14 protein-coding genes are annotated in these 13,983 nt (G+C 70.0%); 3 read left to right on the top strand and 11 right to left on the bottom strand.

Annotated elements, in window-relative coordinates; all coding sequences use genetic code 11:
- Positions 1 to 175 precede the first annotated feature (175 nt).
- The 6 genes from ABZ463_RS16275 to ABZ463_RS16250 all read right to left on the bottom strand — a co-directional run bounded on the left by ABZ463_RS16275 (position 176) and on the right by ABZ463_RS16250 (position 2,730).
- Entirely contained in the window at positions 176 to 529 is a 354-nt protein-coding gene (locus ABZ463_RS16275; protein WP_362776692.1) for a GNAT family N-acetyltransferase, read from the bottom strand.
- Positions 502 to 630 carry a hypothetical protein gene (locus ABZ463_RS16270; protein ID WP_362776689.1) on the bottom strand — a complete coding sequence of 43 codons (129 nt, stop codon included), beginning with the start codon at positions 628 to 630 and terminating at the stop codon, positions 502 to 504. Before ABZ463_RS16270 ends, ABZ463_RS16275 begins: the two co-directional genes overlap by 28 nt.
- A gap of 154 nt (positions 631 to 784) precedes the next feature.
- Positions 785 to 1,405, bottom strand: coding sequence for a hypothetical protein (locus tag ABZ463_RS16265; RefSeq protein WP_352013841.1), 621 nt, complete (start codon positions 1,403 to 1,405; stop codon positions 785 to 787).
- 14 nt (positions 1,406 to 1,419) lie between these two features.
- Entirely contained in the window at positions 1,420 to 1,638 is a 219-nt protein-coding gene (locus ABZ463_RS16260) for a hypothetical protein (RefSeq protein WP_362776685.1), read from the bottom strand.
- Between the two features lie 418 nt (positions 1,639 to 2,056).
- Entirely contained in the window at positions 2,057 to 2,236 is a 180-nt protein-coding gene (locus tag ABZ463_RS16255) for a PadR family transcriptional regulator (RefSeq protein ID WP_362776683.1), read from the bottom strand.
- A 47-nt stretch (positions 2,237 to 2,283) separates the two neighbouring features.
- The gene (locus tag ABZ463_RS16250) at positions 2,284 to 2,730 is read right to left on the bottom strand and encodes a MarR family transcriptional regulator (protein ID WP_352013838.1); all 447 of its coding nucleotides are present in this window, start codon (positions 2,728 to 2,730) and stop codon (positions 2,284 to 2,286) included.
- A gap of 250 nt (positions 2,731 to 2,980) precedes the next feature.
- On the opposite strand from ABZ463_RS16250, the gene ilvA reads away from it, so the two are divergent.
- Complete coding sequence (gene ilvA / locus ABZ463_RS16245; RefSeq protein ID WP_352013837.1) at positions 2,981 to 4,189, top strand: threonine ammonia-lyase; 1,209 nt, start codon at positions 2,981 to 2,983, stop codon at positions 4,187 to 4,189.
- 11 nt (positions 4,190 to 4,200) lie between these two features.
- On the opposite strand, the gene ABZ463_RS16240 is transcribed toward ilvA, so the two are convergent.
- The 3 genes from ABZ463_RS16240 to hppD all read right to left on the bottom strand — a co-directional run bounded on the left by ABZ463_RS16240 (position 4,201) and on the right by hppD (position 7,563).
- Positions 4,201 to 5,658 (bottom strand): M1 family metallopeptidase, encoded by a 1,458-nt coding sequence (locus ABZ463_RS16240; protein WP_352013937.1) that lies wholly within the window; start codon positions 5,656 to 5,658, stop codon positions 4,201 to 4,203.
- A gap of 82 nt (positions 5,659 to 5,740) precedes the next feature.
- Positions 5,741 to 6,310, bottom strand: coding sequence for an RDD family protein (locus ABZ463_RS16235; RefSeq protein WP_352013836.1), 570 nt, complete (start codon positions 6,308 to 6,310; stop codon positions 5,741 to 5,743).
- 143 nt (positions 6,311 to 6,453) lie between these two features.
- Positions 6,454 to 7,563: a 4-hydroxyphenylpyruvate dioxygenase gene (gene hppD, locus ABZ463_RS16230; RefSeq protein WP_352013835.1), complete on the bottom strand. Its 1,110-nt coding sequence runs from the start codon at positions 7,561 to 7,563 to the stop codon at positions 6,454 to 6,456.
- Positions 7,564 to 7,665: 102 nt separating this feature from the next.
- Here hppD and ABZ463_RS16225 point away from each other — a divergent pair, with 102 nt between their 5' ends.
- Both ABZ463_RS16225 and ABZ463_RS16220 read left to right on the top strand, forming a co-directional pair.
- Positions 7,666 to 8,145, top strand: a complete 480-nt coding sequence (locus ABZ463_RS16225) for an Lrp/AsnC family transcriptional regulator (RefSeq protein WP_352013834.1) — start codon at positions 7,666 to 7,668, stop codon at positions 8,143 to 8,145.
- A 102-nt stretch (positions 8,146 to 8,247) separates the two neighbouring features.
- Entirely contained in the window at positions 8,248 to 10,488 is a 2,241-nt protein-coding gene (locus tag ABZ463_RS16220; RefSeq protein WP_362776678.1) for a transglycosylase domain-containing protein, read from the top strand.
- 109 nt (positions 10,489 to 10,597) lie between these two features.
- Here ABZ463_RS16220 and ABZ463_RS16215 read toward each other — a convergent pair whose 3' ends face one another.
- On the bottom strand, positions 10,598 to 12,583 hold the full coding sequence (locus ABZ463_RS16215; RefSeq protein WP_362776676.1) for a thioredoxin domain-containing protein: 1,986 nt from the start codon (positions 12,581 to 12,583) through the stop codon (positions 10,598 to 10,600).
- 113 nt (positions 12,584 to 12,696) lie between these two features.
- Positions 12,697 to 13,938, bottom strand: a complete 1,242-nt coding sequence (locus ABZ463_RS16210; protein WP_362776674.1) for an MFS transporter — start codon at positions 13,936 to 13,938, stop codon at positions 12,697 to 12,699.
- Between the last annotated feature and the right edge of the window lie 45 nt (positions 13,939 to 13,983).

Below are 13,983 nucleotides of genomic sequence, written 5' to 3'. Positions count from 1 at the left end.
AGTCCTCACGGACGGTGCTCGGAAAAAGTGGGCCGAACCTTCACGCATGGTGCCGGTAAGGTCCGGAGAACCCTCGCGTGTGGTGCCGGAAAAGTCTGTTGAACTCTTCGTGCGCGGCGCGGGGAAAGCTCGGGCCTCCGGTTCGCGGTGGTGGGAAGGTACAGATCGAATCGGGTCAGATCGGTTTGCTCAGCCGTACGTCTTCTTCGGTGAAGCCCAGGGAGCGGTAGAAGGCGCGGGCGGGGAGGTTGGCGGCGCCGGTCTCCAGGGTCACGCGGTGCAGGCCGTGCGCGCGTGCCCATGACTCGGCCGCGGACATCAGGGCGCTTCCCACACCCGTGCGTTCGGCCTCGGGGGAGACGACGAGTTCGCCGACGTAGGCGTCCCGTGCGCCGGTGAAGTGCGTGCGGATGGTGACCGTGACGAACCCCGCGACATGGCCGTCGTGAACCGCCACGAACGTTCCATGGTCGTCGTTGCCCGTCCGTTCCAGGGACCCGGTCACCCAGCCGAGTACGGCGGTGCCCACGGCGCCGGGGTCCCGCCAGGCCGCGACTCCCTCGGCCAGGCGGGGGTCAGCGCGAGCACGGCGGCACGGTCTTCGGGGAGGTAGGGGCGGACGGTGATCATGGACGTGATTCTGGCACCGTACCGGGGGCTGAAAAAACAGCCGCGGCGCGCCGGGTTCGGGACATGTGGGGGTTGTCCGGAGCCCCGGCGAGCGGCGGGTCACACGTCGGCGAGGGGAGTCCGACGCCGAAGAGCCTCGAATGAGGGGGAACCCCTACGAAGGCTGGTAGAGCTGGATCTCGGCGTTCGGCGGCAGGCCGAACACCTTGCGGCCCTCGACCCGGTTCTCCTCGCTCAGCGCGGAGAAGTCGGAGTCGCTGATCTCCAGGGCTCGGGGCGCCCCTTCGGCGGAGAACATCTCCCGCACCGAGGAGCGCACCAGGTCCCCCTCAAGGGCCTCCTGGATGTCGATGACGCGGTAGGTCTCGCCGTTCGGTTCGACGGTCAGCAGTGACAGGTTCTTGTACTGGCTGCTGGCCAGGAGCTTCTGCCCGACCCGGGCGTACTCCTCGCACGAGGCGGCGATGCCGACGAGCTGCTGGCTCTCGCTCTTCTTCCGAACCTCGACGAGGTTCTCGTGACAGAACATCCTGGGCTTGAGTTCCGGCTTCAACGCGGCCAGCACCTGGGGCTTCTCCCGCTTGGGATCGGCCGTCTCCAGGTACCGGTCGATGGCCTCCATCAGGGAGGCGCGCGTCTTGTCGCCGACGACGACGACCGGCTCACGCGCGAGGCCCGTCGAGTCCGGCTCCTGTAACTGCCAGATCATCCAGCCTGCGACACCGACTACGAGCACGCCGCCGATGATGCCCGACGTGAGGGGGAGCGATTTCATCGGTAGATGATTGCCTATCCGCCACCCAGCGTCCATAGGCCGGGAGCGGGCCGTTCACCGGCCGTTCCCCGGAGGGGTTCCCACCGCAGCAGCCCGTCCTTCCAGCCGGACTCCTGAAGGGTCCTCTCCATGATCTGCCTGCGCCTGGGCGGGAAGGCGGTGGAGAAGCCCCTGCCGCACTCCGGGTCCTCAAGGGACGCCCTGATCTCCCTGTCCAGGTGCGGCGTGGCCACCTCGGGGAGCTTCTGGAGTTCGGGCCTGGAAGCGCTTCCAGCCGTCGCGCTCCATCAGACTCGGCGTGGGCCGCCCTGGTCCGCGGCCCGCCGACGACCAGGGACGCGTCCCGGCTCCGCGGTCTCCAGCAGGGTCGCGACCGGTTCGTCCCTGTGGGCATCCCTGTACGAACGGGGACAACCCAGCAGTAGCCGCCGGTAGCGTCGTTCCAGGAGCCCCACGCCCACCCCCGTCGGAGCGTGGGGACCCATGGCGGCGGTCATGAGAACGCCGGTCCGGGCATGGTTCGCCCGGTCACGATCTGAGCCGTCCTCCGCATGCGCGGAGCCTCCGCCGTCACCAGGGACTTTCCCTCGTCGGTGAGCCGGAAGTGTCTCCGCGGCCTGCCGTTGACGATCTCCTCGCGGTCCACGGCGATCAGCCGTTCGCCGTGAGCCGGTCCAGCGCGCCGTACAGCGTGCCGACCGGCGGCCTCACCCGGTTCTCCGACAGTTCAAGGGTCTGCTTGATGACCCCGTGTCCGTGCGGCGGTCCGTCGAGCAGGCAGGCGAGGATGGAGTAGGTCGGCTCGCTGACCACCGGTGATCCTTTGACCATGAGAGAGACCATGCTTCGCCCGGCGAAGTATGGTCAGGCCCGGCCGGTCAGGCGGGAGACCGGGTGCCCCCGGGGAGTTTGGTGAGCAGGGCGCGCAGGGCGCGCAGCTCCTCCTCGCCGAGGTCGAGCAGCTCTGGGGGTGTCATGTGCATCCCCCTGGTCATCTCCTCCTTCGTCGTCACGCCCAGCGGGGTCAGGACCACGAGTCTGACGCGCCGGTCACCGGGGCGCGGACGCCGTTCGGCCATGTGGAGGCGTTCGAGCCGGTCCACGGTCCAGGTCGCGGTCGAGGCGTCGCAGCCCCACTCGGCTGCCAGTTCCTTCATGGTGCGGCCGGTCTCCCCGTCGAGGGAGTCCAGCGCCTTGGCCTCGGTGGGGGTCAGTCCGAGTCCGGTGAGCACGGCGTCCCTGCGGGGCCGAGTGTGCATGATGAATCCGAACATGCTGCGCCACACCTGCTCGGCGACGGTGGTCTTGTCACTGTCGTCTGCCATGTGCTGAGCATACTGAGGCGGCGACAGGTATTTAAGCGATCAAAATATTTGATAGCTCGGTTATTTTGACTTATCCAAGATTTTCCGTGTACGGCACGCACACGGCACGGACAGGCCTGTCCGGCGCCCGTCCATGAAACCGGTCCGGCCGGTGTGACACGGGGAAAACCCCGAGATCAGCACCGTCGACACCCGGGTACGACCGGCGAAGCGCGGGGGAAAGCCACCGGGTGGTGGCAGGATGTCCCGCATGTCAGACCGTCAGGTGACCTACGACGACGTGGTCGCCGCCCGCGAGCTACTGGCCGATGTGGCCCTGCGAACCCCTCTGGTGCACTCGCACGTCCTCTCGGCGGCCATCGGCGGCCCCGTCCACCTCAAGTGCGAGAACCTCCAGCGTTCCGGATCGTTCAAGGTGCGCGGGGCCTACGTCAGGATCGCGGGCCTGACCGAGGAGGAGCGGGCCCGGGGCGTGGTCGCGGCCAGCGCGGGCAACCACGCCCAGGGTGTCGCGCTCGGCTCCGGTCTGGTCGGCACCTCCTCCACGGTCTACATGCCGCACGGCGCGCCCCTGCCCAAGGTCGCCGCGACCAACTCCTACGGCGCGCGGGTGGTCTTCTCGGGTGACACCGTGGACACCGCCCTGGCCAGCGCCGTCGAGCACGCCGAACGGACCGGGGCGGTGTTCATCCACCCCTTCGACCACCCGGACGTCATCGCCGGGCAGGGCACCATCGGGCTTGAGATCCTGGAACAGCTTCCCGAGACGGGCACGATCGTGGTCTCCCTGGGTGGTGGTGGGCTGGCCGCCGGGGTGGCGCTGGCCGTCAAGTCGCTGCGGCCCGGCGTGCGGATCATCGCGGTCCAGGCGGAGCGGGCCGCCGCCTACCCGGCCTCGCTGGCCAGGGGTGAGCCGGTCACGGTCCCGCCCGCCACGACCATGGCGGACGGCATCGCGGTCGGCCGCCCGGGAGAGCTGCCCTTCGAGCTGATCCACTATCTGGTGGACAGCGTCCTCACGGTCTCGGAGAGCGAGATATCCCAGGCGCTGCTGCTGTGCCTCGAACGCGCCAAGCAGGTCGTCGAGCCCGCGGGCGTGGCGGGGGTGGCCGCGATCCTGGCCCATCCGCACGTGTTCGAACCGCCCGTGGTCGCGGTGCTGTCCGGGGGCAACATCGACCCGCTGCTGCTGTCGAAGATCCTCAGGCGGGGGCTGGCGGCGGCCGGGCGCTATCTGACCCTGCGCGTCCCGCTGTCCGACCGCCCGGGGGAGTTGGCCGGCCTGCTGGCCGAACTGGCCGGCCTGGGCGCCAACGTGCTCGACATCGCGCACGAACGGATCGGCGTGCACCTGGGCGAGGCCGAGGTCCAGCTACAGCTGGAGACCAAGGGCCCCGCCCACTCGGACGAGGTGCTCGGGTCCCTGCGCCAGGACGGCTACCGGGTCATCTGCGACTGACCCCGGCCCGCCTACCAGGTGGTCGGCTTCCTCGGGGTGAACAGCCACGCGTCGAAGAGGTCGTCGAGCTGCTTTCCGGAGATCCGTTCGGACAGCGCGACGAACTCCGGGGTCGTGACGTAGCCGTACTTGTGCTCGGCGTTCCAGGTCTTCAGCACCCGGAAGAACGCCGGGTCGCCGATCCGCTGCCTGAGGGCGTGCAGCGTCATGGCACCCCGGGTGTAGACCGAGTCGTTGAACAGGTCGTCCGGCTTGGCGCGGCCCGGGGCGTACTTCCAGATGGCGGCACCGGAGTCGACCGCGTAGCGGTTGCGGAAGATCCGCTCGGCGCTGGCGTTGCCCTTGTGCTCGGACCAGAGCCACTCGGCGTAGGTGGCGAAGCCCTCGTTGAGCCACAGGTCCCGCCAGCGCCTGATGCTCATGCTGTCGCCGAACCACTGGTGGGCCAGCTCGTGGGCGATGACGTCGTCACCGGGGTTGAAACCGCCGTACATCGGCTTCGTCTGGTTCTCCAGGGCGTAACCCGCGGGGAAGTCGTCGATCACACCGCCGGTCGAGGAGAACGGATAGGGGCCGAACACCTTGCTCCAGTAGTCGGTGATCTTGGCCGACTGGTTGTAGAGCCGGTTGAGCGAGCCGCTGTAGCGCGGATCGACGGCCGCCACGTTCTTGGTGCCCAGAGCCGTCCTGCCCTCGCGCAGCTCGAACCTGCCCATCGTCACGGTGGCGAGGTAGCTCGCCATCGGGTGGCTCTCCCGCCAGTTGTAGGTCGTCTTCCCGTCCGAGGTGACCGGGCTGCCGACCTGTTCGCCGTTGGCCAGCGCGGTCACGCCCTCGGGGACGGTGATCTCGAAGTCGTAGCGCGCCTTGTCGGCGGGGTGGTCGTTGCCGGGGAACCAGGTCCGCGCGCCGTTGGGCTCGCAGGCGACGAACGCGCCGTCCGAGGTGGGGATGAACCCGTACGTCCCGAGGTTGGGGGAGTTGCGCACCGGCTTCGGCTCCCCGGCGTAGGTGACCTCGACGGTGAAGGCCGACCTGTCGGGAATCATCCTGGGCGGGGTCACGACGAGTTCGTCCCCGGAACGGGAGAAACGCGCGGGGGCGCCGTTCACGGTGACCTTGCCGACCGTGAAGCCGGACAGGTCGAGGTCGAACCTGGACAGGTTCTGGGTCGCCTTGGCCTGGATGCCCGCGACACCGGAGAGGTACTTCCGCTCCGGGTCGTAGTCGATCTTGAGTCGGTAGTGGCCGACGTCGTAGCCGCCGTTGCCGTCGTTGGGGAAGTCGGGATCGCCGATGCCGGCCGCTCCCGCCCTGCCCGCGTGCCGGGCCGCCACCTCCTCATCGGGCATGGAGCCGTCGGCGACGACCGTGGTGGAGCCGCTTTCCCCCTGCGACGCCGACCCGCAGGCGCCGATTGTCCCGATGAGCACCGCCGTCGCCACGACTGCGAGCCTGCCGGACGCCATGATCACAGATCCCCCTCCCGCGCCCGGTCGTGCCGGGCGTCCTGTCGCACACTACGCGAGCGAGACGGGGGAGCTCAGATGATCAGGAATCAACGACCACGGTCTTGGCCGCCATGTCGTGGATGGCCTGTTTGCGGCTGGTGAAGAGGATGAAGGCGAGGTTGATCCATCCCAGGCAGCAGGTGGCGTACAGCACCCACGCGACCAGTTCGCGGAGCGCGGCCTGTCCGACGCCGACCCTGCGCCCGCTGATGTCGGTCACGCGCAGCCCGAACAGCTTCTTGCCCACGGTCCTGCCGTCCCAGAAGGCGGTCAGCAGCCAGTAGTAGAGGAAGCCGACCACGCTCGCCAGCAGCGTGTGCTGCACGGGGATCTGGACGAAGACGCCCTTCTTCGTGTCCCACACGGTGTTGAACGACTCGTAGGTGAAGGGCGAGGAGATGATCCCGACGATGATGATGTCCAGGATTCCGGCGAACAGCCGGCGCCAGCGTCCGCCGAGCCTGGGCGGCCCGGCGCCGTACCCGGGATACTCCGGCCCCGGCGGTCCCGCGCCGTGCCGGGGACCGTACGGCCCGGCGGGGCGCCCGGGGCCCGGCGGCTGGTCGGACCAGGAGGAAGGTCCTGAACTGTCCGATGGTGGTGATCCCATAAGTCGTGAATCACCGCATAACGGCTATTCCAAAGCCAAGGGGAGTTACAAGTTGTCCCTCACGCCCCGCGAGACCACACAGGCGCACAGGCGTTGACAGGGAAACCGGGCGCCCGCGGGACACGCGGGCGCCCGGAGAGGGACTACAGGTTGCCGCGAAGGTCCTGCTCGCGCTCGATCGCCTCGAACAGCGCCTTGAAGTTGCCCTTGCCGAAGCCGAGCGACCCGTGCCGCTCGATCAGCTCGAAGAACACCGTCGGGCGGTCCTGCACCGGCTTGGTGAAGATCTGCAGGAGGTAGCCGTCCTCGTCGCGGTCCACGAGGATCTTGCGCTGCTTCAGCTCCTCGATCGGCGCCCTGACCTGGCCGATGCGGGCCCGCAGCTCGGGGTCGTCGTAGTAGGAGTCGGGAGTGTCGAGGAACTGCACCCCGGCCGCGCGCATGTGGTCGACGGCAGTCAGGATGTCGTTGGTGGCCAGCGCGATGTGCTGCACACCGGGGCCGCCGTAGAACTCCAGGTACTCGTCGATCTGCGACTTCTTCTTGGAGATCGCGGGCTCGTTGAGCGGGAACTTCACCTTGCGGCTGCCGTCGGCGACCACCTTCGACATCAGCGCGGAGTACTCGGTCGCGATGTCGTCACCGATGAACTCCGCCATGTTGGTGAAGCCCATGATCCGGCCGTAGAAGTCGACCCACTCGTCCATCTTGCCGAGTTCGACGTTGCCCACGCAGTGGTCGACGGCCTGGAACACCCGGCCGTTCTTCACGTCGGGACCCGGGACGATCGGCTGGGCGGCGACGTACCCGGGAAGGTAGGGGCCGCTGTAGTTGGAGCGGTCGACCAGGGTGTGCCGGGTCTCGCCGTAGGTGGCGATCGCCGCGAGCACGACCTTGCCGTGGTCGTCCTCGACCGTGTACGGCTCGACGAGGCCCGTGGCGCCCCTGGCGACCGCGCCGCGGTAGGCCGCCTCGACGTCCGGGACCTCGATGGCCAGGTCGATCACGCCGTCCCCGTGCTCGGCGACGTGCCGGGAGACCCCGGTGCCCGGCCGTACGGCGCCGCGGAACTCGAAGCGGGCGCTTCCTGAGGTGAGGACGTAGGCCACCTCTTCACGGCTGCCGTTCTCCGGCCCGCGATAGGCCACCAGCCGCATGCCGAAGGCGCTTGAGTAGTAGTGGGCGGCCTGCTTGGCGTTGCCGACGGCGAAGACCACGGCGTCCATGCCGTTCACGGGAAAGATGTCGCTCATACGAATACTGTCCGTTTTGATGAGCTGGTTGTGCAAGAGTTAGCTTATTTAGTGGACAATGTGTGCAATCGACTGCCACTCCCACCGGAGTACCTGTACACAATGACGATTGATCACCTTGACGCGCGGCTCATCGCGCTGCTCGCCGCGGAACCGAGGCTGGGCGTGCTGGAGTGCTCCCGGCGGCTCGGGGTGGCCAGGGGGACGGTCCAGGCCCGCCTCGACCGGATGGCCGCCAGGGGCGTGATCACCGGATACGGCCCCGACGTCGCCCCGGCCGCCCTCGGCTACGTGGTGACGGCGTTCGTCACCCTGCAGATCCGGCAGATCAGCGGCCACGTCCCCGTCGCCGACCAGCTCGCCGCCATCCCCGAGGTGCTGGAGGTCCACACGATCACCGGCGGTGACGACATGCACTGCCGGGTCGTGGCGCGCAGCAACGCCGACCTGCAACGGGTGATCGACCTGATCGTGGAGGTCCACGGGGTGGTCAGGACCTCCTCGGTCATCGCCTTGGACACACCCGTGCCATACCGGGTCCTTCCCTTGGTGGCCGACGCGCCGCGTCAGGGGAGGACCTAGCCGTACTATCCCAAGCAAGGCTCAGACACCGTTATGCATCGTTTACCCTTACGGTTCCGTGCGGCCGGCGGGGGGTCGGCCGCGGACGGAACAGGGGGACGAGTGCTCAAGTACCGGAAGAGGGCGGGCAAGGCCGGACCCAGGAGAAGGCTCCTGAAGGTGGCGCTCATCGTCTTCGGAGCGCTCGTGATCTCCCTGGCCGGAGCGTTCGCCCTCGCCTGGGCGATGACACCGATCCCTGGAAGCACCCAGCCGCAGGCCACCGCCCAGGGGTCGGTGATCTACTACCGCGACGGCAAGACCGTGCTGGCCAGGCAGGGCGTCAACCGCAAACGCGTGCCGCTTGAGCAGGTCCCGCAGCACGTCAGGAACGCCGTGATCGCCGCGGAGAACCGCTCCTTCTACCAGGACCAGGGCATCTCCCTCACCGGCACCGTACGCGCCATGTGGTCGACGCTGACCGGCCGGCAGCTCCAGGGCGGCTCGACGATCACCCAGCAGATGGTCCGCAACTACTACAGCGGCCTCAGCCAGGAACGGTCCATCGTCCGCAAGCTCAAGGAGATCATGATCTCCCTGAAGGTCGACCAGTCGAAGTCGAAGGACTGGGTGCTTGAGCAGTACCTCAACACGATCTACTTCGGCCGCAACGCCGACGGCATCCAGGCCGCCGCGGACGCCTACTTCCGCAAGGACGTCAGCAAGCTGACCGTCGCCGAGGGCGCCTACCTCGCCGCCGTGATCCAGCAGCCCTCCCGGTTCGCCAACCCCGCCGGCGCCGACCTCGACGCGGCCAGGGCGCGCTGGCGCTCGGTGGTCGACGGCATGTGGCAGACCGGCGCCCTCACCGCCGAACAGGCCGCGGCGACCACGTTCCCCCAGCTCAAGAAGCCCAGGCCGATCTTCGCCCCCAAGGGGCAGGAGGGCTACATGCTCGACCAGGTCGCCGCGGAGCTGAGGCGCAGGGGATACACCGACGAGACCATCAACCAGGGCGGCCTGCGGATCGTCTCCACCTTCGACAAGGACCTGATGGCCGCCGCCGAGCGCGCCGTCACCTCCGTCCTGCCGGAGAGCACCCCCAAGGAGGTCCGCACCGGTCTGGCCGCGGTCGATCCGGAGACCGGCGAGGTCGTCGCCTTCTACGGCGGGCGCGACTGGCGCAGGCAGCCCTACGACAACGCCTTCGGCGCCAAGGTCCAGGCGGGCTCCACCTTCAAGGCATACACGCTGGCCGCCGCCCTGGACAACGGCTTCGGCCTCGACACCCGGGTCGACGGCAACTCCCCGCTGCGGATCACCACCGACGGCAAGGGCATCCCGAACTCCGGCGGATACTCCTACGGGCAGATCAACCTGGTCAAGGCGACCCAGAGCTCGGTCAACACCGCCTTCGTCGACCTGGGACGCAAGGTCGGCCTGGACAAGGTCGTCGAGACCGCGGAGAAGGCGGGCATCCCCACCGACCAGCTGGCCCCGCACAGCGCCGCCGCCACGCTCCCGCTGGGCGTGGCCTCGGTGAGCGCCGTGCAGAACGCCTCGGGGTTCGCCACCTTCGCCGCCGGAGGCGTCCACCGCGAGGCCCACGTGATCCGTTCGATCACCGACGCGAACGGCGACACCACCAAGATCGAGACCAAGGGGAAGCGGGCCTTCACCGAGCAGGCCGCCGTCGACGCCACCTACGCGCTGACCCAGGTCGTCACCGCGGGGACCGGTTCGGCCGCCCGCCTCTACGACCGTCCGGTCGCCGGGAAGACCGGCACCACCGACAAGTCGGCCTCGGTGTGGTTCGCCGGGTTCACCCCGCAGCTCGCGGTGGCCGTCGACATGTTCCGCGACGACAACAAGCCGGTCGTCGTGGACGGCAGCGCCCTGTACGGCGGGACGTACCCGGCCCAGGTCTGGCGCGCCTTCATGACGGAGGCGATGGCGGGCAAACCGGTCAAGGAGTTCGCCGAGCCGTCCAACTACGGCTACTCCAACTACGGCGACACCTACCGCTCGGACACCGGCGACTATTCGGACGACGGGACCCGGGACGACACCGCCCCGCCGCCCCAGCGCTCGAACCCGACGACACCCCCGGCCCCCGACCACACCCCGCAGCCCGGCGGCCACGACGACGGACCGGACGGCGACGGCCCCGGCAACGGCCCCGGCAACGGCAACGGCAACGGCAACGGCCAGGGCGACGGCTCGGACAACGGGCCGGGCAACGGCTCGGGCAACGGTCCGGGTAACGGCGACGGCGACGATCAGGGCGACGGCGACGAGCCGGGAATCGGCGGCAGGGAGCAGGCTCCGAACCAGGACAGCGTCACCCAGTCCCGCCCGAACTGACCGGCCTCTGCTCTGAGCCTGTGGAGCGGTCGCCGTCCGGGCGACCGCGGCGGGCGTGAATCCGCGAACAGGTCCCAGGAGAGCGGAGCCCTGGGACCTGCCCGGCGGATCAGGCGAGCAACTCGGTCTTGAGCGCCGAAGGGGTGGTCACCGGCATCCTGCAGGTGAACCCCCGGCACACGTACGCCGCGGGAAGGCCGCCGACCAGGCCGCGCCCCTCAAGCAGCGGGGCGCCCGCCGAGCCGGGCTCGCCGAGCGCGACGACCAGGCCGGGTACGGTCGACAGCAGGGCGGCCCTGTGCAGGGCCGTGGTCGCCGGGTCACCGGCGGGGCCGACGACGGCGACCTCGACCGGCCCGGAGAGGGCGGCCTGCGCGACCGCGAGCCCCCACCCGGCGAAGCGCGCGTGCTTGCCCGCCAGGACGGTCACCGTGCCCAGGGCCTCCTCGGCCGCCTGCCGGTGTTTGATCGAGCCGGTCAGCGCGGCGTAGGTCAGCAGTGCCCCGGCGGCGGCGAACTGGCCGGACGGGGTGGCGTTGTCCGTGGGGTCCTGCGGGCGCTGGAAGAGCCGTTCGGCGTCGGCGGCGGTGTCGAAGAACCCGCCGGAGCCGTCGGAGAAGCGGTCGAGCACCGCGTCGAGCAGGACGCCCGCCCGGTCGAACCAGCGGGTCTCGCCGGTCACGCCGTACAGGGTGAGCAGACCCTCGGCCAGGTCGCCGTAGTCTTCGAGGACCCCGGCGTTGCCGCCCGCCCTGCCGTCACGCGAGGTGCGCAGCAGCCGGTCGCCGTCCGTGTGGAGGTCGTCGATCAGCGTGGCCGCGACCCGTGCCGCCTCGACCAGGTCGGCCCGCCGGAAGAGGGCCCCGGTCTCGGCGAGCGCGGCTATGGCCAGGCCGTTCCACGCGGTCACGACCTTGTCGTCCCTGCCCGGCCGTACCCGGCGGCCCCGGGCGGCCAGCAGCCTGGCGCGCACGTCGGCGAGGCGCTCGGCGTCGTCGGGGTCGGCGAGCAGCTGCAGGACCGAGGTGCCGTGCTCGAACGTCCCGGTCACCTCGAACAGGGCGACCGCCCAGTCACCGTCCTCCTCGCCGAGGACCTCGCGGATCTCCTCGGGCGTCCAGACGTAGAACTTCCCCTCGACGCCCTCGCTGTCGGCGTCCAGGGCCGAGGCGAAGCCGCCCTCGGGGGTGCGCATCTCGGCCAGCAGCCACTCGGCGGTCTCCAGCGCGACCCGCCTGGCCAGGGACGACCCGGTGAGACGCCACCAGTGCGTGTAGACCCGCAGCAGCAGCGCGTTGTCGTAGAGCATCTTCTCGAAGTGCGGCACCACCCAGTCGGCGTCCACGCTGTAGCGGGCGAACCCGCCGGCGAGCTGGTCGTAGATCCCGCCCCTGGCCATCGCCTCCAACGTCCGCTCGGCCATCAGGACCGCCGGCTCCTCGCCGGGAGACGTCTTGGCGGCGGCGCCGTACCTGAGCAGGAACTCCAGCACCATCGACGGCGGGAACTTCGGCGCCCCGCCGAACCCGCCGCGCACCGGGTCGAAGGACCGGCCGAGCGTCTCGACGGCCTCGGCGAGCGTCCTGGCCGTCGGCAGCGGTCCCGTGGGCAGCGCGCTGCGCTCGTTCAGCGCCTCCACGATCGTCGAGCTCTGCCCGACGACCGCCTCCCGGTCACCGGCCCAGGCGTTGGCGACCCCGGCGAGCAGCCGCTGGAAGTGCGCCCTGGGGAAGTAGGTCCCGGTGTAGAAGGGGTGGCCTTCCGGGGTGGCGAAGACCGTCATCGGCCAGCCGCCCTGACCGGTCATGGCCTGGGTCGCCGCCATGTAGACCGCGTCGACGTCCGGCCGCTCCTCGCGGTCCACCTTCACGTTGACGAACCGCTCGTTCATCATCGCCGCGGTCGCCGGGTCCTCGAACGACTCGTGCGCCATCACGTGGCACCAGTGGCAGGCCGAATACCCGACGGAGATCAGCAGGGGAACGTCACGGCGCCTGGCCTCGGCGAACGCCTCCTCGCCCCATTCGAACCATTCGACGGGGTTGTCGGCGTGCTGACGGAGGTACGGCGACTGGGCCTCGGCCAGTCTGTTCATGCCACCCACTCTGCCACAGGCGGCACGCCGGACGAGGACGGCGTGCGCGGACGCCAGGCCGCGTTCCAGGCCGCGACCCCGGGAACCGGCTGTTCCGCCGGGGAGCGCGGGGTTCAGGTCTTGAGCGGGGCGGGAGCGGGGTCCGGCCGGGGGGTTTCGGCGCGGTGGGCCGACGGGGTGGCGAAAACCGCGGCGAGGGAGAAGACGGCGGCCAAGCCGAAGCTCGCGGCGTAGCCGCCGACGACGATCAGCTCACCGGCCAGTGGCGGCGTCAGTGACGCGGTCAGGTTCTGCCCGGTGTTCTGAACGCCCAGGGCGCGCCCGGCCCAGTGGGGACCGGCGATCTCCGCGGTCGAGGTGAAGGACAGGCCGTTGGTGCTGGCGGCCAGGCCACACGCGGCTATCAGCACCACGTCCGCCGCCCAGGAGGGCCACAGCGCGCACAGCGCCATCAGAAGCATCAGCACGCCGTTGACCAGGGCGAGCTGCCGCATCGGACGGAGCCGGCTGCCGACGCGGTCGGACCACTTGCCCACCGCTATTCGGCCGAGCGCGCCCGCCAGCTGGCCGACGGCCATCAACCGGCCGGCGTCGGTGACACTCCAGTGCTGGACATCGACGAGATAGAGCAGTCCGAAGGCGCCGACGGTGAACTGCGGCCAGACCAACAGGGCGCTCGCACCGTGGACGCGCCACAGGACCGGGCTGCGATAGGGGGAAGGCGGCTTGGTCGCGGCCCCGTCGGCGGTGGGCTTCGCGGGGCGCGGCGGGTCGACCACCCAGATCGCGACGGCCAGTCCGACCACACCGGTCAGCACGGCGGTGAACAGCAGGGCGGCGGAGATGCCGTTCCCGGCGGCCAGCGGCGGGATGGCCAGGGCGGCGACGCCCATGCCGAGCGGGGTGGAGGTCTGCCGTACACCCATGGCCAGGCCGCGCTCCTTGGCGCTGAACCAGCCCATGACGACTCGGCCGCTGGCCGCGTAGACCGAGGCGCCGGCGGCCCCGGCCAGGAAGAAGACGACCCAGAGCAGGACGAGACCGTGCACCATGAGGCCGGCGAACAGGATGAGGGTCGACAGGGCGAGGCCGAGGCCCAGGACGACGCGCTCGCCGTACCGGTCGGCCGCGGCCCCCCAGGCGACCAGGGCGGCCATGAGCCCGATCGTGGGGGCGGAGATCACCACCCCCGCCTGCGCCAGCGACAGGTGCTCCGTCGAGCGGAGCTCGGGGACGAGGTACGGGACCCCGTAGACGAAGACGCAGGCGACGGCCTGGGCGGCGACGCCGAGGCCCAACATCAGCCAGCGCTTGCGGCCGGTGTCGCCCGGTGTCGGGGCGGCCGACTTGTTCACGGTGGTTCTCCTCTGGACGGTCTGGTCGTTCATCCGGCGAGCTGT

The sequence above is a fragment of the Streptosporangium sp. NPDC020145 genome (assembly GCF_040631275.1).
GTDB lineage: Bacteria > Actinomycetota > Actinomycetes > Streptosporangiales > Streptosporangiaceae > Streptosporangium.
Note: the sequence above shows the minus strand (reverse complement) of the source record. Positions and strands in the feature narration are given on the sequence as shown.